General features: G+C 73.2%; 13 protein-coding genes and 1 pseudogene. 8 read left to right on the top strand and 6 right to left on the bottom strand.

The annotated features are described in order from the left end of the window. The first annotated feature begins 10 nt into the window (after positions 1-10). The 6 genes from thiC to MLUT_RS15455 all read left to right on the top strand — a co-directional run bounded on the left by thiC (position 11) and on the right by MLUT_RS15455 (position 7,428). A complete protein-coding gene (thiC, locus tag MLUT_RS15480; RefSeq protein WP_010079040.1) occupies positions 11-1,834 on the top strand; it encodes a phosphomethylpyrimidine synthase ThiC in 1,824 nt (607 codons plus the stop codon). A 535-nt stretch (positions 1,835-2,369) separates the two neighbouring features. Then, positions 2,370-3,290, top strand: a complete 921-nt coding sequence (locus MLUT_RS15475) for a hypothetical protein (protein ID WP_010079041.1) — start codon at positions 2,370-2,372, stop codon at positions 3,288-3,290. After that, positions 3,287-4,423: a hypothetical protein gene (locus MLUT_RS15470; RefSeq protein WP_231936582.1), complete on the top strand. Its 1,137-nt coding sequence runs from the start codon at positions 3,287-3,289 to the stop codon at positions 4,421-4,423. The genes MLUT_RS15475 and MLUT_RS15470 overlap by 4 nt, the downstream gene beginning before the upstream one ends. Then, positions 4,423-5,094, top strand: a complete 672-nt coding sequence (locus tag MLUT_RS15465; protein ID WP_010079043.1) for an ABC transporter ATP-binding protein — start codon at positions 4,423-4,425, stop codon at positions 5,092-5,094. The genes MLUT_RS15470 and MLUT_RS15465 overlap by 1 nt, the downstream gene beginning before the upstream one ends. Before the next feature lie 105 nt (positions 5,095-5,199). Beyond that, positions 5,200-5,949, top strand: a complete 750-nt coding sequence (locus MLUT_RS15460) for a DNA-3-methyladenine glycosylase I (protein ID WP_010079044.1) — start codon at positions 5,200-5,202, stop codon at positions 5,947-5,949. A 63-nt stretch (positions 5,950-6,012) separates the two neighbouring features. Next, complete coding sequence (locus MLUT_RS15455) at positions 6,013-7,428, top strand: NAD-dependent succinate-semialdehyde dehydrogenase (protein WP_010079045.1); 1,416 nt, start codon at positions 6,013-6,015, stop codon at positions 7,426-7,428. Between the two features lie 86 nt (positions 7,429-7,514). Here the strand turns inward: MLUT_RS15455 and MLUT_RS23605 are convergent. Together MLUT_RS23605 and putP are read right to left on the bottom strand one after the other, a co-directional pair. After that, positions 7,515-7,691: pseudogene (locus tag MLUT_RS23605) on the bottom strand (2'-5' RNA ligase family protein); the annotation flags it as partial. A 14-nt stretch (positions 7,692-7,705) separates the two neighbouring features. Further along, positions 7,706-9,340: a sodium/proline symporter PutP gene (putP, locus tag MLUT_RS15450; protein WP_010079046.1), complete on the bottom strand. Its 1,635-nt coding sequence runs from the start codon at positions 9,338-9,340 to the stop codon at positions 7,706-7,708. A gap of 108 nt (positions 9,341-9,448) precedes the next feature. Between putP and hrpA the strand changes: the two genes are divergently transcribed. Beyond that, a complete protein-coding gene (hrpA, locus tag MLUT_RS15445) occupies positions 9,449-13,552 on the top strand; it encodes an ATP-dependent RNA helicase HrpA (RefSeq protein ID WP_012750804.1) in 4,104 nt (1,367 codons plus the stop codon). 24 nt (positions 13,553-13,576) lie between these two features. Here the strand turns inward: hrpA and MLUT_RS15440 are convergent, their stop codons facing one another. Both MLUT_RS15440 and MLUT_RS15435 read right to left on the bottom strand, forming a co-directional pair. Beyond that, entirely contained in the window at positions 13,577-14,005 is a 429-nt protein-coding gene (locus MLUT_RS15440) for an HIT family protein (RefSeq protein ID WP_010079048.1), read from the bottom strand. A gap of 44 nt (positions 14,006-14,049) precedes the next feature. Beyond that, positions 14,050-15,177, bottom strand: coding sequence for a sulfurtransferase (locus tag MLUT_RS15435; protein ID WP_010079049.1), 1,128 nt, complete (start codon positions 15,175-15,177; stop codon positions 14,050-14,052). A gap of 111 nt (positions 15,178-15,288) precedes the next feature. On the opposite strand from MLUT_RS15435, the gene MLUT_RS15430 reads away from it, so the two are divergent. Further along, entirely contained in the window at positions 15,289-15,735 is a 447-nt protein-coding gene (locus MLUT_RS15430; protein WP_010079050.1) for a Fur family transcriptional regulator, read from the top strand. A gap of 24 nt (positions 15,736-15,759) precedes the next feature. Here MLUT_RS15430 and MLUT_RS15425 read toward each other — a convergent pair whose 3' ends face one another. After that, positions 15,760-16,578, bottom strand: a complete 819-nt coding sequence (locus tag MLUT_RS15425; RefSeq protein ID WP_010079051.1) for a metal ABC transporter ATP-binding protein — start codon at positions 16,576-16,578, stop codon at positions 15,760-15,762. Next, entirely contained in the window at positions 16,575-17,471 is an 897-nt protein-coding gene (locus MLUT_RS15420; protein WP_010079052.1) for a metal ABC transporter permease, read from the bottom strand. Before MLUT_RS15420 ends, MLUT_RS15425 begins: the two co-directional genes overlap by 4 nt. Position 17,472 lies beyond the last annotated feature (1 nt).

Below are 17,472 nucleotides of genomic sequence, written 5' to 3'. Positions count from 1 at the left end.
AGCCGCGGCCATGTCCGTGTCCGAGCGCACCCCCCTGCCCGCAGCCGAGTCGACGGCCGAGGTCGTCGCCGAGGAGAACTACCCCACGCACCGTCTGGGCTGGCTCGAGGACGCCGAGCACGGCATCCGCGTGCCCGTCACCGAGGTCCACCAGGACGACTCCCCCGACGGCACGCCCAACGCGCCCCTGACCGTCTACCGCACCATGGGCCCGGGCTCCGTGCCCGAGCGCGGCCTGCCCGCCCAGCGCGCCGAGTGGATCCGCGCCCGCGGCGACGTCGAGGAGTACGAGGGCCGCGAGCGCGACCTGCTCGACGACGGCCGCTCGGCCGTGCGCCGCGGCGCCGCCTCGCAGGAGTGGGCCGGCGGGCGCCGCGCCCCGCTGCGCGCCAAGGAGGGCGCGCGCGTCACCCAGATGCACTACGCCCGGCGCGGCGAGATCACCCCGGAGATGCGCTACGTCGCCCTGCGCGAGGGCGTGGACGTGGAGCTGGTGCGCTCCGAGGTCGCGGCCGGCCGCGCCATCATCCCGGCGAACGTGAACCACCCCGAGTCGGAGCCGATGATCATCGGCAGGGCGTTCGCCGTGAAGGTCAACGCGAACATCGGCAACTCGGCGGTGACGTCGTCGATCGCCGAGGAGGTCTCGAAGCTGCAGTGGGCCACCCGCTGGGGCGCGGACACCGTGATGGACCTGTCCACGGGCGACGACATCCACACCACCCGCGAGTGGATCCTGCGCAACTCCCCCGTGCCGATCGGCACCGTGCCGATCTACCAGGCGCTCGAGAAGGTCGGCGGCGACCACCAGGCGCTGACCTGGGAGATCTTCCGCGACACCGTGATCGAGCAGTGCGAGCAGGGCGTGGACTACATGACCGTGCACGCCGGCGTGCTGCTGCGCCACGTGCCGCTGTCCGCGGACCGCGTGACCGGCATCGTCTCCCGCGGCGGCTCGATCATGGCCGGCTGGTGCCTGGGCCACCACAAGGAGAACTTCCTCTACGAGAACTACGAGGAGCTCTGCGAGATCTTCGCGCGCTACGACGTCGCGTTCTCCCTGGGCGACGGCCTGCGGCCGGGCTCCGTGGCGGACGCCAACGACGCCGCCCAGTTCGCCGAGCTGGACACCCTCGCCGAGCTGACGCGGCGCGCCTGGGAGCACGACGTCCAGGTCATGGTGGAGGGCCCCGGCCACATCCCGCTGCACCTGGTGCGGGAGAACGTGGAGCGCCAGCAGGAGCTGTGCAAGGGCGCCCCGTTCTACACGCTCGGCCCCCTCGTCACGGACATCGCCCCGGCGTACGACCACATCACCTCGGCCATCGGCGCCACCGAGATCGCCCGCTACGGCACTGCGATGCTCTGCTACGTCACGCCCAAGGAGCATCTGGGCCTGCCGGACCGGGACGACGTGAAGACGGGTGTGATCACCTACAAGATCGCCGCGCACGCCGCCGACGTCGCCAAGGGCCACCCCGGCGCCCGCGACCGCGACGACGCCCTGTCCAAGGCGCGCTTCGAGTTCCGCTGGCGCGACCAGTTCGGCCTCGGCCTGGACCCGCAGCTCGCCGAGGAGTACCACGACGAGACGCTGCCGGCCGAGCCCGCCAAGACCGCCCACTTCTGCTCGATGTGCGGGCCGAAGTTCTGCTCCATGCGCATCAGCCAGGACATCCGCAGCGAGTTCGGCGGCGCGTCCGAGCAGGCGCGGATCGCCGAGGCCGGCATGGCCGCGAAGTCCGCGGAGTTCCGGGCCGCCGGCGGGTCCGTGTACCTGCCCGAGCCGAGCCTGCGCCGGCCCGAGGGGGACGCGGTGCTCGCGAGGGACTGAGCGGTCCGTGCCGCGGCGCGGGGGCCAGGGTGCCGGCCATGGGCACCTCCCCCGCGCGCGGTGCGAACCTGCCCGCGATCTCGGCGGCCACCGGCTGCCCCTGGACGGAATGGAGGCGCGTCCGCCGGCCGACGGGAAGCCCGCGAAGGCCGCAGTCACCGCCACGCAGTCCAGGGCCGCTTCCCCGAAGGAGGCGGCCGCATGGAAGGAGATTCTGGGAGGACCTGCTGGGGCGACTGAGACCGGCCCTGAGGTGGCCAGAGGGAAGGGTGCGAGTGAGCCCTTGACACACACACACACGTCCTAGCGTCCGTTTTGACATCTGTAATGTGTGTCACATTCGCCCGCGAGGGCCCTGTGGAGGGAACCGCCATGGACAAAGTCGCTCTTTCATTCACGGCGCCGAGAACTCGCATGACCGACAGCCTGAACCGTGCACCCGTGGGTGCCGTCAGCATTCCGGTGGACCGCGTCGTGGAGGTTGAGGTTAGGTGACCACCCATTCGACCGTGACGCGCTCTCCCGGTCGCCGCCCGTGACACGGTTGTTCGCCTCGCGGTTCCTCCTGCTCCTGATCACGCTCGGAACAGCAGCGCTCCTCGCGTCCTACGTCGGGGTGGAGAAGGAGGACCGCTGGCGCATGGACGGCACGGTGTACGAGATCTCGGCATTCCCCGCTAGCGAGGCCTGGCCCATGATCCGGACGTCGCTGACGGGCCCGGACTCCGGCTCCGCGGCCACCTCCACGAACCCCCACGTGACGGCCCTCGCCGGCCGACCTGCTCTGGGCGTGCTCCCGGACGGCGTCGCCCCGACCGCGGTCGTCCCCAGCACCTCCCCCTTCGCCGCACGTGCCGCTGCGGGCGAGCTGAGCTGGCCGGACGTCGATCGGGTCGTCGTCCGAGACCTCTCCTCCGCGCCGGATCGCGCCGCCGAAGCAGACCTCCTGGTCCCGTTCCTAACACCCGACAGTTCGTCCCTGACAGGTGTGATCGGCGGATCACCGGCCCAGCTCGGCGAGCTCGTCCAATCGCTGCGGCGGGCCGGTGTCGTCGTCGACGTCGTCCCGCTCCCGCCGCCGTGGGAGGCAGCGATGCGACGCAGTCTCCATGTGCCCCTGCTCGCCGTGCTCGCCGGCTTCGCCCTGCTGGGCGCACAGGTCGTCTGGCGCACGACCCTGCGCAGTCGACTGCTCCCTGCCGTTACCTCGCACCGCCTCGTCGGTGCCTCCCCACTGCGAGCGGCCCGGCTCGGTGTCCGGCCCGCCATGCTCGCCTGGGCGACCGCCGCCGCGAGTGCCGGCGGAGTCTGGCTCGTGGCATGGCCCCGGTGGGACGCGGAGATCGGGCTCACGGGGGACACCGCTCTCCTCTGGTCCGCCGTGCTCGTCGTGGACGCCATCCTCATCCTCGGCACGACCCTGTCCACCCTCTGGGTCCGAAGGGCACACGCATGATGGCAGCCATGCGGGCCGTTGCGGACGGCCTCCGCGACCTGTTCGACACGCCCGGACTGCTGTTCCTGTCCCTGCTGCACACGACCGTGGCGTCGATCGTGTTCGGACTGGCCCTGGGCGTCGCCGGCGGGGTGACCACGGCGCTCGAGGTGCTCGAGGACGCCGAGTCCTCGGGCCTGGTGACAGCCAGGATTCTGGACCCCGCCGTCACGACCGACCTCCGCCCCCGCGCCGTCGACACCGTCTCCCGGGCTTTCGCCGCCCATGTCGACGGAGTCGACCCCCGTGCCTTTCTCGTGACGGACGCCATCGGAATCGAGGACCCCCGGCTGCAGGGGGCGGTCATCGCCACGCCTGGTCTGGCCCGGGAGTTCGGCGCCACCGCTGCCGTCAGTCCCGCCGAGGGTGTGTACTTCGCTCCCGCCGCGATCACCTCCGGGGGGCCGGGCGGCACCGTGTATGTGGGGTCCACACCCCACAGCTATGCCGGCCCACTCCCCGGGGACGCGGCCGCGCCGCGGGCCGACGGATCCCTCTGGCCCCTGGGTGAGTCGCCCGTCATCGTCACCAGCACGACGACCATGGCCGGCCTGATCGAACCGGCCCAGCTCGCGGCGGTCTACGGTTCCGTCGTGGCACGCCAGGACGCGGCCTCCGAGGTGAGAGCGGCACTCGACGTCCTCGAGGACGAGACGGGCGTGGTCGCCGAGTTGGCCTCGATCGCCTCGGCCAGGTCTCCGATCGCCCGAGAAGCCCGCGGTGCCGCGCTCATGGTCACCGCCTACACCGCCGGGCTCGCCAGCGCCGTCGTGACGGTGGTGAGCCTCCTGACGACCATGACCCGTCGGCTCACGCCCACGTGGCTGGCGCACCTGACGGTCGGGGCGCCCAGACGACTGATCCGGCTCCGGATCGCCACATCCGTGGCCGCGGTATGGGGCATTCCGGCCGTGCTCGGATCGTTGCTCGGCCTCGGCATCGCCTCGGACGCGGGCGGGCTGCGTCCGGCACCTGCCGTCGTCGTGGTCGGGCTGGCGCTCGTCCTGGCGATCGCCGCCGCATGCACCCGCCATCCCCTCCGCCAGCTGCACCGGGCCGTCCGCACGGCGGCACTCGTCGAAAGGACCGTGTGATGTCCCTGCTCACCGTGCACGACGTGCACCGCTCCTACCGCGGCCCCGCCGGGGATGTCCCCGTGCTCCGCGGCGTCTCACTCCAGGTCCCCGAGGGCGGCGTCCACGCGATCATGGGACCCTCCGGGTCCGGCAAGTCCACCCTGCTGCGGCTCCTCGCCTGCCTTGACACACCGGACGCCGGCAGCATCCGTGTGGCTGGGCGGAGTCTGCCGGCACCGTGGTCGTCCGACGGCGACGCCTACCGGAACCGGACGTGCGGCATCGTGCTCCAGGACCATCTGCTCATCGATCGGGCGACCGCCGTGGACAACGCGGCCCTGCCGCTGCTCTACGCGCGGCCGCGCCCGGCGAAACGCGAGCGCCGCACCATGGCCGCCGAGCTTCTGACGCGCCTCGGGCTCGGAGACCGTCTCCGCCACCCCGTCGGCCGGCTCTCCGGCGGCGAGCGCCAGCGCGTGGCCGTCGCCCGGGCCGTGATCATGGGGCCCTCACTGCTGCTCGCCGACGAGCCGACGGGCGCCCTGGACGAGGAGCGCACCCACGAGGTGATGGGACTCTTCCGCTCCATGTCCCAGCCGGGGCGGGCGATCGTGATCGTCACGCACGACCCCGCCGTGGCCGCCCGGTGCGACCACACGTGGCGGCTGCGGGCCGGGCGGCTCGAGTGACGAGGTCCGGCCGTGCCTCCTGCACAGGTGTCCGCAGACGGCGTGGCGTCCCCGGGCGTCGCGTTCCGGCTCCGGATGTCCGGGGCCGCTCCTAGGCTCGGGTGCATGAGCGCGCACCACGCCGACGACGGCCTCCCCACCCCCGTCTCCACCCCCGCCGAGGATCCACCGACGGGTGGGCGACAGGCGCCGCCGAGTGGCGTCGTCGTGGGTGAGGACGGGCGAGCCCGCCCGTCGTGGGCGGCACGGGATCCGCTGCTGCGGGAGTACTACGACACGGAGTGGGGCCTGCCCGTCACGGACGAGCAGGGCCTGTTCGAGCGCCTCGTGCTCGAGGCGTTCCAGTCGGGCCTGAGCTGGCAGACCGTCCTGGCCAAGCGGCCCCGGTTCCGGCAGGTGTTCACGGGCTTCGACCCGGACGCCGTCGCGGCGTTCGGGGACGCGGAGGTCGAGGTGCTGCTGGTGGACCCCGGCATCATCCGGAACCGGCGCAAGATCGAGGCCGCGATCGCGAACGCACGGGCCGTCGTCGGGATGCGCGGCGAGCGGTTCGCCCCGCTGCACCCGGGCTCCCCCGGCGCGGGCCCCGCCTGGCACGGCGACGGCGACCGGCCGGCCCGCGGCCTGCCAGGGCTGGTCTGGGCTCACCAGCCTGCCGCGACCCCACGGCCGGAGACGGTGGCGCAGGTCCCCTCGACCTCCGACGAGTCGCGCGCGCTCGCGAGGGCGCTGAAGGCGCACGGCTGCCGATTCGTGGGGCCGACCACGTGCTTCGCCCTGCTGGAGGCCGCCGGAGTCGTGGACACCCACCTTCTCGGCTCGTGGCGAAGAGGGGCGTCCGGGATCTGGGAGTGAACGGGGGCCTCCGGCAGGATGGAGAGCTCAACGCAGGACGTCCACACGAAAGGGTGACGACTGATGACCACCACCTCCGCCTCTCAGGGCTACCGCACGATCAACCCGGCCACCGGGGAGCTGCTGAAGTCCTTCGACAACGCCACGGATCAGCAGATCGCCGACGCCCTCGACGCCTCGCAGGCCGCCTACGAGCAGTGGTCCCAGAAGTCGGTGGCCGAGCGCGCCGCCGTCGTGAAGCGGATCTCCGAGCTGCTGGCCGAGCGCGCCAAGGACATCGCCGCGCTGATCACCACGGAGATGGGCAAGTCCCTCGGCGCGGCCGTCGGCGAGGTGCGCTACGGCGCCCAGATCTTCGGGTACTACGCGGACGAGGCCGAGGAGCTGCTCGCGGACCAGCCGATCAAGCAGTTCTCCGGGCAGGAGGCGTTCGTCCAGAGGCTGCCGATCGGCCCACTGCTGGGGATCATGCCGTGGAACTTCCCGGTGTACCAGGTGGCCCGTTTCGTGGCGCCGAACCTCGTGCTCGGCAACACCATCCTGCTCAAGCACTCCGAGATCAACCCGCAGGTGGCGCAGCTGCTGCAGGAGCTCTTCACCGAGGCCGGCCTGCCGGAGGGCGTGTACCAGAACCTGTTCGCCACCCACGACCAGATCTCCACGATCATCGCCGATCCGCGCGTGCAGGGCGTGTCCCTCACCGGTTCGGAGCGGGCCGGCGCCTCCGTCGCCGAGCAGGCCGGCCGGCACCTCAAGAAGGTCGTCCTCGAGCTCGGCGGCTCCGATCCGTACATCGTGCTCTCCGCGCCGGACGCCCGCGCCGCCGCCCGCGACGCGCTGGCCACCCGGATGGGCAACTGGGGCCAGGCCTGCAACTCGAACAAGCGCATGATCGTCATGGAGGACATCTACGACGACTTCGTGGACGAGCTGGTCCAGCGCTCCTCGGCGATGAAGCCCGGCGACCCGACCTCGCGTGAGGCCGACGTCTATGGTCCGCTGTCCTCCGAGTCCGCGGCCGACGGGCTCACCGAGCAGATCGCCGCGGCCAAGGAGGCCGGCGCCACCGTCCACGTGGGCGGCGAGCGTGTCTCCGGCCCCGAGGGCGAGGGGTTCTACGTCTCCCCGGCCGTGATCACGGACGTGGACCAGGAGAACCCCGCCTACACGCAGGAGCTGTTCGGCATGGCCGCCGTGGTCTACAAGGTGTCCTCGGCCGAGGAGGCCGTGGCCCTGGCCAACGACTCCCAGTACGGTCTCGGCGGCGCCGTGTTCTCCACGGACCTGGACGAGGCCAAGCGCGTGGCCGGCCAGCTCGAGGTGGGCATGGCGAACGTGAACCTCGCCTCCGCCGCCGGCGCGAACCTGCCCTTCGGCGGCGTGAAGCGCTCGGGCTTCGGCCGCGAGCTCGGCCCCATGGCCGTGGACGAGTTCGCCAACAAGCGCCTGTACGCGGTGCAGGGCCCCCTGGAGGGCTGACCCCGGGCCGGGTCGGCCGGGCGGGTCTCCCGCTCCGGCCGGCCCTCCGGTACACGGCGAGCGCGTGCACGGCCTCGGCCAGCAGCACGGCGGCCGGCGTCGGCGACGACGTCGTCCACGGCGCCGGCGGGCACCTCCGGGTGGAACGCCAGCGTCAGGTGCCGCTGCTCCGGCTCGGTCCAGCGCGGCGCGCGTCCGGCCCGGTCCCGGACGCCGGCGAGGGCCGGCTCGAGGTGGTCGAGAACGGCCCTCGGCGGACGGATCGCGAGGAACAGCCTCAGGCCTGCGCGCGCGGGTCCGCGGCGGCTGCGGTCGAGCCCCCGGCGGCGTCCCGCGTCATGGCGGCCGGGGCCACGTCCGGGTGCGGCTCGCGGCCGGCCACGATGTCGATCGCGCCGGTGAACTCGGCGTCGATCCGCCGCTGCACCCGGCGCGAGCGCTGGGTCACGAGGGACACCACCACACCCACCACGAAGGCGGCGACGAAGCCCGGCAGCAGCTCGTACAGGCCGAACCACTCCCACGTCTCGGCACTGGCCTCGGACCACGCCCAGGCGACGGCGGCGCCGGTGACCATCGCGGCCATCGCCCCCCACGAGGTGAACCGCGGCCAGTACAGGGCGAGCAGGATCACGGGGCCGAAGGCGGCGCCGAAGCCGGCCCACGCGAAGGAGACGAGCTCGAGCACGGAGGAGTCCGGGTTGAGGGCGAGCAGACCCGCCACGAGCGCCACCACCAGCACGCCGATGCGGCCGAGCCACAGGGTGAACGTCGGGGACCCGGTGCGCCCGCGCAGCATGTAGAGGTCCTCCACCAGGGCGGAGGAGCACACGATCAGCTGCGAGGAGAGCGTGGACATGATCGCGGCGAGGACGGCGGCCAGCACCAGGCCGGCCACGAACGGGTGGAACATGATCGAGGCCAGCACGAGGAACACGGTCTCCGGGTCCTCGAGCGTGGTGCCGGGGTTGGCCTGGAAGTAGGCGATGCCCACGAGGGCCACCATCACGGCGCCGAACACCGACAGCGCCATCCAGCCGATGCCGACGCGCCGGGCGACGGCCGCGTCGTGCGGGGTGCGCAGGGCCATGAAGCGGACGATGATGTGCGGCTGGCCGAAGTAGCCCAGGCCCCAGGCGAGGGAGGACAGGACGCCGATCAGCGTCGCGTTCTCGAACATCGAGAAGTGGTTCACTCCGCCGCCGGCGGCGTCGGCGGCGCGGATGCCCTCGACGACGGCGTCCCAGCCGCCCATGGTCAGGATCACGACGATGGGGACGGCCAGCAGGGAGAGGAACATGAGGATGCCCTGGGCCACGTCCGTCAGCGAGGCGCCGAGGAAGCCGCCGAACAGGGTGTAGAGCACCGTGATGCCCGCGACCACGAGCATGCCGGTGAGGTAGTTGATGCTGATGCCCTGGGCGTAGAAGGAGTCGGGGCCGAAGGTGGACTCGACGAACTTGCCGCCGGCCACCATGCCCGAGGACACGTAGAAGGTGAAGAACACGAGGATGATCAGGCCGGCCACGATCCGCAGGATGTGCGTGCGGTCCTTGAATCGGTTCTCGAGGAAGGACGGGATCGTGATCGAGTTCCCGGCCACCTCGGTGTAGGAGCGCAGGCGGGGGGCGACCACGCGCCAGTTCACCCACGCGCCCACGGTCAGGCCGACCGCCATCCAGCCCTCGACCAGGCCCGCGGCGTAGATCGCGCCGGGCAGGCCCATCAGGAGCCAGCCGGACATGTCGGACGCACCCGCGGAGAGCGCCGCGACGGACGGCTTCATGTCGCGTCCGGCGAGCATGTAGTCGTCGAGGTCGGTGTTCTTGCGGGAGGCGTACAGGCCGATCGCGATCATCGCGAGGAAATAGAGGCCGATCGCCGCTAACAGGAAGACGGTGTTCGTGTCCATGGGCTCCAGAGAATCACATCCGGACTCTCAGCCCCGGTCCCAGGTCCGTCCCAGATTCGCCCCGTCCGGGTCGGCCCGGGCCCCCGCGCGCCTAGGATGGAGGCCGTCATGACGCAGACTCCCCCGCCCTCCACGCCCGCCGCGCAGCCGTCGGCGACGCCCCACGACGCCGTCGCGATCACGTTCCCCGAACACCTGCCGGTGGCGGAGCGTCGCGAGGAGATCATGGCCGCGATCCGCGACCACCAGGTGGTGATCGTCGCGGGCGAGACCGGCTCGGGCAAGACCACGCAGCTGCCGAAGATGTGCCTGGCCCTCGGGCTCGGGGAGGCCGGCTCGATCGGCCACACCCAGCCCCGGCGCATCGCCGCCCGCTCCGTGGCCGAACGCATCGCGCAGGAGCTGGGCGAGGAGATCGGGCAGACGGTCGGCTACCAGGTCCGCTTCACGGCGCAGACCTCGAAGGCCACCCGGGTCAAGGTCATGACGGACGGCATCCTGCTGGCCGAGATCCCCCACGACCCGCAGCTGCGCCGCTACTCCGTGATCATCGTGGACGAGGCCCACGAGCGCAGCCTCAACATCGACTTCCTCCTGGGCTACCTGCGCAACCTGCTGCCCCAGCGCCCGGACCTGAAGGTGATCATCACCTCGGCCACCATCGACCCGGAGCGCTTCGCCCGGCACTTCGGCCGATCGCTGGCCGCGGGCGAGGACCATGCGGACGCGGTGGAGGCCGACGACGGCGGCCGCGTGGTCCCGGCGCCGATCATCGAGGTCTCGGGGCGCACCTACCCCGTCGAGATCCGCTACCGGCCGCTGACCGAGGAGCCCTCCCCGGACGACCCCGAGGACGATGCGGACGACGCCGCCGAGACCCGCGACCCCCTCGACGCGATCGGCGACGCCGTCCTCGAGCTGGCCGCCGAGCCGCCGGGTGACATCCTCGTGTTCCTGCCGGGCGAGCGGGAGATCCGCGAGGCCGCGGACCACCTGACCGGCGTCGTCGCCGGCACCACGCGCCTGGCCGGCACGGAGATCCTGCCGCTGTTCGGCCGCCTGTCCATGGCGGAGCAGCACCGCGTGTTCGGCCGCGCCGGGGCCGGGGTGCGCCGGCGGATCGTGCTGGCCACGAACGTCGCCGAGACGTCCCTGACCGTGCCGGGCATCAAGTACGTGATCGACACGGGCACCGCCCGCATCTCGCGCTACTCGCACCGCACCAAGGTGCAGCGCCTGCCGATCGAGCGTGTCTCCCAGGCCAGCGCGAACCAGCGCGCGGGCCGGTCCGGCCGCACCTCGGACGGCATCGCGATCCGCCTGTACTCGGAGGAGGACTACCTCTCCCGCCCCGAGTTCACGGACCCCGAGATCCTGCGCACCTCCCTGGCCTCGGTGATCCTGCAGATGCTCTCCCTCGGCGTGGCCCGCACCCCGGGCGACGTCAAGGAGTTCCCCTTCGTCCAGCCGCCGGACGGCCGTCAGGTCACCGACGGCGCCGCCACGCTCACCGAGCTCGGCGCGCTCGAGGCCGGTGGCGCCCGCGCGGGCACCATCACCCGGGTCGGACGCCGTCTGGCCCGGCTGCCGGTGGACCCGCGGCTGGGTCGCATGATCCTCGAGGCCGGTGAGCGCGGCTGCGTCCGGGAGGTCATGGTGATCGCCGCGGCCCTGACCATCCAGGACCCCCGCGAGCGCCCCACGGAGCAGCGTGAGGCCGCGGACGAGCTGCACCGCCGGTTCGCGGACGAGAACTCGGACTTCTCCGCGATCCTGAACCTGTGGGCGTACCTGCGCGAACGGCAGCAGGAGCTCTCCGGCTCCCAGTTCCGGAAGCTGTGCCGCCGGGAGCACATCAACTGGCTGCGCGTGCAGGAGTGGCAGGACCTGGTGCGCCAGCTGCGCCAGCTCACCAAGGACGTGGGCCTCACCGTCGAGGCCGGACCCGTGGACCCGGTGGGCCGGCACGAGGCGGTGCACAAGTCCCTGCTCACGGGTCTGCTCTCGCAGATCGGTGCCTATGACGAGCGCCGTCGCGAGTACGCGGGCGCCCGCGGCACCCGCTTCGCCGTGTTCCCCGGCTCCGCCCTGTTCAAGAAGCGCCACCCGTTCGTCATGGCCGCCGAGCTCGTGGAGACCTCGCGGCTGTGGGCGCGCACGGTGGCCCGGATCGAGCCGGAGTGGGCCGAGGAGGTCGCCGGCCACCTCGTCAAGCGGGCCTACAACGAGCCGCACTGGTCGCGGCGGGCGGGCTCCGTCGTCGCGCGTGAGAAGGTGACGCTGTTCGGCGTCACCCTGATCCCGGACCGCTCGGTCCGGTATGGCCGGATCGACCCGGAGCTCTCCCGCGAGCTGTTCATCCGGCACGCCCTCGTGGAGGGCGACTGGCGCACGCGCCACCGGTTCTTCGCCCGCAACCGGGCCGCGCTCGAGGAGGTCGACGCACTCGAGACGCGCCTGCGCCGCCGCGACCTGCGGATCGGGGACGAGGACCTGTTCGCCTTCTACGACGCGCGGATCCCGGGAGACGTCGTCTCCGAGCGGCACTTCGACGCGTGGTGGAAGAAGGCCCGCCAGGAGCAGCCGGACCTGCTGGACCTCGACGTCGCCGCCCTGCTCACCGCCGACGCCGAGGACCTGGACACCGACGCGTTCCCCACCACGTTCACGTATCCGATGCCCGGCGGCGACGTGGAGCTCGACCTCGAGTACACGTTCGACCCGACCGGCGCGGCCGGCACCGACGGCGTGACCGTGGCCGTGCCGATCCTGCTGCTCAACCAGGTCTCCCCCGGCCCCTTCGCGTGGCTGGTCCCCGGCCTGCGGGTCGAGCTCGTCACCGCCCTCATCAAGGCGTTGCCCAAGGCCGTGCGCAAGAACCTCGTGCCCGCCCCGGACGTGGCCCAGCAGCTCGTCGCGGACCTCGAGGCCCACGCCGACCCGCTGCGGGACGAGCTGCCGGACGCGCTGTCCGCGGCCGTGCGCCGGGTGCGCGGCGTGGTGGTGGAGCCCGGACTGTGGGCCCTGGACGCGGTGCCCCTGCACCTGCGGATGGACTACCGCGTCGTGGACGCCCGCGGCGCCGTGATGGGCGCCGGCCAGGACCTGCCCGCGCTGCAGGCCCGGCTCGCGCAGGCCAACCGCTCCGCGATCGCCGCCCGGCTCGCCGGCACCGACGACCCCGCCTCGGCCCGGCCGGGGCCGCGCGGCACGGGCCGCGGCGGCCGGGCCCAGACCGACGCGCGGGCCGGGGCCGAGGGACGCCGTCGCCCGGAGGGCCCCGGGCGGTCCGACGCGACGCCGGCCTTCGAGGAGCGGCACGGGTTGACCTCGTGGAGCATCGGCACGGTGCCGAAGACCGTCTCCACCGCGGCCGGGGCGCGCGGCCCCGCCATCACGGGCTACCCGAGCCTGGTGCCCGAGACCACGCCCGACGGCGGCCCCGCGGCCGGCCTGACCGTGGCCCGGTCCGCGGACGACCAGGCGGCCTGGCACCGGGCCGGGGTGATCCGGCTGCTGCTGGCCACCCTGCCCAGCCCCCAGCGCTACGTGCTGGACCACCTGGACAACCGGGAGAAGCTCACCTTCACCCAGAACCCGCACGGCTCGGTGGACTCCCTCGTCGCGGACTGCACGCAGGCCGCCGTCGACCGTCTCGTCGGGGACGAGCTGCCGTTCGACGAAGCCGCGTTCCGCGCCCTGTTCGACCGGGTGCGGGCCGACCTGATCGACACGGTCTTCGCCGTCACGTCCCTGGTGGAGCAGGTGCTCTCCCGGGCCGCGCAGGTGCGACGCCGTCTCAAGGGCTCGGTCTCGCCCGCCCTCGCGTCGGCGCTGTCGGACGTGAAGGCGCACCTCGAGCAGCTCGTGTTCCCCGGCTTCGTGGCCGCCACGGGATGGGAGCGGCTGCAGCACCTGCCGCGCTACCTGCAGGGCATGCTGACGCGCCTGGACCGGCTGGACGCGGGCGGCCACCTGCAGCGCGACGGGCAGCACATGGCGGTGGTGCAGGGGCTCGAGGACGAGTTCGACGCCGCCGTCGCGGCCCACCGCGCCCGGTTCGCGGGCACGCCCGTGCCCGCCGAGCTGGAGCGGGTGCGCTGGCTCATCGAGGAACTGCGCGTCTCGTTCTTCGCCCAGGAGCTGGGCACGGCGGTCTCAGTCTCCGAGAAGCGGGTGCGTCAGGCGCTCGCCCGGGCCACGCGCGCCTGAGCCGGGTCCGGGCGGCGCGGGCCGTCAGTCCTGCGGGACGACCTCTCCGTGGCCCAGGTCCCGCAGGGCCGCGCGGAGGCGGGCGGCGGCGTCGTCCAGGTCCGTCGGATCGGGGGCGTTGTCCACGCGGGCCAGGTCGAAGTCGGCGAGCGAGGTGGAGGGCCACACGTGCACGTGCAGGTGCGGGATCTCGTAGCCGGCGATCATGAGCCCGGCCCGGCGGGCGGAGAACGCCGCCACCTGCGCCTTGCCGATCTGCTGGGCGACCTTCGTCAGGTGCGTGACCAGCGCCGGGTCGACCTCCACCCATTCGTCCACCTCCTCACGGGGCACCACGAGCGTGTGCCCCGGCTGGAGCGGCGCGGCGGAGAGGAACGCGACGCACGTCTGGTCCTGCCACACGAAGCGGGCGGGCAGCTCGCCGGCGATGATCCTGCTGAAGACGGTGGCCATGGGGGGTCCTCCTGGGGGTCGGCGGGGCGGGGCCCCGGGGCTCGTCAGTCCCGGCCGGACGCGCCGTAGGGCTCGGGGCCGACCGCGACGGCGTTGGACGGGTCCTGGACCCATGCTGACCACGAACCCGGGTAGAGCGCCACTCCGGGTCGCCCCGCGACGGCCAGGGTGAGCACGGCGTGCGCCGCGGTGATGCCCGAGCCGCAGTACACGGCCACGGGCGTCGCGTCGTCCACGCCGACGGCGTCGAACCGCTCCGCCAGCTCTGCGGCGGGCCGCAGGCGGCCGTCCTCGGCGATGCTCTCCGCCGTGGGCACGTTCCGCGCCCCGGGGATGTGACCGGCCACGGGGTCGAAGGGCTCGACCTCCCCGCGGTAGCGCTCGGCCGCCCGCGCGTCGAGGAGCAGACCGCCGGAGGCCATCGCCTCGGCGCCGGCCGTGTCCACGACGGGCATGCGGCCCCACGACGGCCGGGCGGTGCCGGGCACCGGGATGACCTCACCGGGCTGCAGGGGCAGGCCCGCGGCGCGCCACGCCTCGAGGCCGCCGTCCAGGAGCACGGAGTCCCGCAGCCCCGCGTGGCGCAGCAGCCACCAGGCGCGCGCGGCGGACAGGCCGTGGTCGTCGTCGTAGACCACGATGGTGTCGCCCTCGTCGATCCCCCACATCCGCACGGCCTCCGCGAACTGGCGCGCGTCCGGCAGGGGGTGGCGCCCCGCCGCCGGACCGGCGTGGCCGGCGAGCTGGCTGGGCAGGGAGACGTAGACGGCGCCCGGCAGGTGGCCCTGGAGATAGGCGGCGTGGTCCGGCCCGCCCCCCGTGGCCCGGAACCGGACGTCGAGCAGGATCACCCGGTTCGGGCGGCATCGGCCCGGCTGGGCGTAGGCCGGGCCCCCGGGCACCGGCGGCAGGTCCTCGACGGGGGCCAGGCCGAGCCAGCCGGCCAGCACGTCCACCGTCACCAGGGTGGGCGGCTCGGCGGCCTCGGGATCGACGCCGTCGGTGTCCGCGTCCGGGTCGCCGCCGGCGTCATGGGACGAGGACGGGGCCGCCGTGGGCGCCGGGACGACGCGGCCCTGCCCCTCGTCGACGACGATCAGCGGGTCGGGTCGATCGGGGGCGGCGCCGTCGCGGTCCGGGACAGGGGATGGGTCCGGGCTCTCGCTGTGCACCCGGACACCCTACTCCACACCCCCTTCGGCGTCGCTGATAACCTGGAGGATGGCCCGTGCGGACCTGTTCCGGACCGCGCGGAGGAGGCGGCAGCCGCCGCAGAAGGAGTCGTGAGCACCGTGAGCGCCCCCGAGCCCAGCCCCCGTGCCGCCCGTCCCCGGGCGACCCGGCAGAAGGCCGCCGTCGACCGAGCCCTGGACCGCATCCCGGACTTCGTGAGCGCGCAGGAGCTCCATGCCCGCCTCCAGGACCAGGGCGAACGCGTCTCGCTGGCCACCGTGTACCGGTCCCTGCAGCAGCAGCTCGACGACGGGCTCGTGGACGTGCTCCGCCGCGATGACGGCGAGTCCGTGTACCGCCGGTGCGAGGACGAGGGCCACCATCACCACCTGGTGTGCCGGATCTGCTGGACCACCGTCGAGGTCACCGCCCCTCACGTCGAGGCGTGGGCCACCGCCGTCACCGCGGAGCACGGCTTCACGGACGCGGACCACACGGTGGAGATCACCGGTGTCTGCGCCCGCTGCCGGACCGAGGGGCGCACCCGCGGGGCCTGACCATGACCATGGGCCGGGCCCCGGTCAGTGGCGGCGGCCGCCCGCGGGGTCGTCCAGGAAGTCCGCCGCGTCCTCGACCGCCGTGGAGGGCCCGTGCAGGGCGCCCCGGCCGTACGCGATGTCCAGGTTCTCGACCGTGAGCACATCCCGCGGCGAGCCGGAGGCCACGACTCGCCCGCCCATCAGGACCACGTGGTCCGCCTCCGCGGCCTCGTCGAGATCGTGGGTCGTGTAGACCACGGACACCCCGCGCGTCGGCTCCTCGTGGAGGAGGTCGTCGATCGTGCGGGCGGAGACGATGTCGAGGCCCGTCATCGGCTCGTCGAGCAGCAGCACGTCGTGGTCCTGGGCGAGGCCCTGGGCCACGTAGGCGCGCTGGCGCTGGCCGCCGGAGAGCTGGTCGAGGTGCCGCCGTGCCAGGTCCGCGACCTGCATGCGCTCCATGGCGGCCCGCACGATGTCCCGGTCCTCCCTCCGGAACCGGCGGAACCACCCGAGCGTGGGGTACCGGCCCATCCCGACGACGTCGCGCACCGTCACCGGCACGCCCTGGGGCACGCCGATGGACTGCATCACGAAGGAGGTGCGCTGCGAGCGCCGGCGCGGGTCCTCGCCGAGCACCTCGAGCGCACCGGAGGCCGGGTCGCTCAGGCCCGCCAGGGCGGTCAGCAGCGTGGACTTGCCGGAGCCGTTGGGCCCGATCACCGCGATCAGCCGCCGGGCCGGCAGGGTGAAGTCGGAGGGCCGGACCGCCACGTGCGCGCCGTGGCGCAGTTCGAGCGCCCGGGCGACCGCGAGGGGAGGCGGGGCCGCCGCGGCGCCCGCGGGGAAGGACGCGCTCATCGGGCCTCCGCTCCGGGCAGGGCCGAGACCGGCGCCTCCTGCTCACGCTGAGCGCGCGAGCGCACGTGCCGGCCCAGGATCGCCAGCACGGCGGCTCGGACGGCGAGCACGACGAAGAACAGCAGGATCGGCATGAGCGCCATGGTGGCCGAACCCGCCGTGCCCAGCCGGTAGCTGAGGGTGAGCCCGGTGACGACGCACGCCGCGCCGATCACCACGGAGACGAGCATCATCTGGGGCACGCTGCGCGTCAGCAGGGCCGCCGTCGCGGGCGGTCCCACGAGGAGGCCGAACACGAGCACGGTGCCCACGGCCTGGAACGAACCGATCACGGCCGCGCCGATCATCACCAGCAGCAGCGTGTGCGTCAGCCCCGGCCGCATGCCCAGCGAGCGCGCCTTGACCTCGGAGAAGCTCAGCGCCAGCAGGGGCCGGTAGAGCAGCAGGGCCAGGGCGATCACCACGACGGCGATGACCGCCTGGGTCACGATGCCGTCCACGCTGACCCCCAGCACATCGCCGAACAGGATCGATGTGAGCGAACCCGTGTAGGAGTCCGACGTGGAGATGATCACCACGCCCAGGGCCATCATCCCCACGAAGAGCAGGCCGATGGCCGTGTCCTCCTTGAGGGTGGTGGCCCGGTGCACCAGGGAGATGCCCGCCATCATGACGACGGCGGCCACCGCCGCACCGAGGTGGGGGCTGCCGCCGGTGACGACCGCCAGGGCGATGCCCGGCAGGACACCGTGCACGAACGCGTCCCCGAAGAAGCTCATCCCGCGCAGCACCAGCCACGTGCCCACGACCGAGCACATCACCACGGCGATGAGTCCGCCGACGAGGGCGCGCTGCTGGAATCCCATCTGGAAGGGCTCGAGCAGCCAGTCCATC

This window comes from Micrococcus luteus NCTC 2665 (genome assembly GCF_000023205.1).
Taxonomy (GTDB): domain Bacteria; phylum Actinomycetota; class Actinomycetes; order Actinomycetales; family Micrococcaceae; genus Micrococcus; species Micrococcus luteus.
This window is presented reverse-complemented; position numbering and strand designations above follow the sequence as displayed.

Bases quoted from the DNA above. Each gene is read 5' to 3' on its own strand.
- MLUT_RS15460 (WP_010079044.1), top strand. From the start codon at position 5,200: ATGAGCGCGCACCACGCCGACGACGGCCTCCCCACCCCCGTCTCCACC.
- putP (WP_010079046.1), bottom strand. From the start codon at position 9,340: ATGGACACGAACACCGTCTTCCTGTTAGCGGCGATCGGCCTCTATTTC.
- MLUT_RS15440 (WP_010079048.1), bottom strand. From the start codon at position 14,005: ATGGCCACCGTCTTCAGCAGGATCATCGCCGGCGAGCTGCCCGCCCGC.
- MLUT_RS15470 (WP_231936582.1), top strand. From the start codon at position 3,287: ATGATGGCAGCCATGCGGGCCGTTGCGGACGGCCTCCGCGACCTGTTC.
- thiC (WP_010079040.1), top strand. From the start codon at position 11: ATGTCCGTGTCCGAGCGCACCCCCCTGCCCGCAGCCGAGTCGACGGCC.
- hrpA (WP_012750804.1), top strand. From the start codon at position 9,449: ATGACGCAGACTCCCCCGCCCTCCACGCCCGCCGCGCAGCCGTCGGCG.
- MLUT_RS15465 (WP_010079043.1), top strand. From the start codon at position 4,423: ATGTCCCTGCTCACCGTGCACGACGTGCACCGCTCCTACCGCGGCCCC.
- MLUT_RS15425 (WP_010079051.1), bottom strand. From the start codon at position 16,578: ATGAGCGCGTCCTTCCCCGCGGGCGCCGCGGCGGCCCCGCCTCCCCTC.
- MLUT_RS15420 (WP_010079052.1), bottom strand. From the start codon at position 17,471: ATGGACTGGCTGCTCGAGCCCTTCCAGATGGGATTCCAGCAGCGCGCC.
- MLUT_RS15455 (WP_010079045.1), top strand. From the start codon at position 6,013: ATGACCACCACCTCCGCCTCTCAGGGCTACCGCACGATCAACCCGGCC.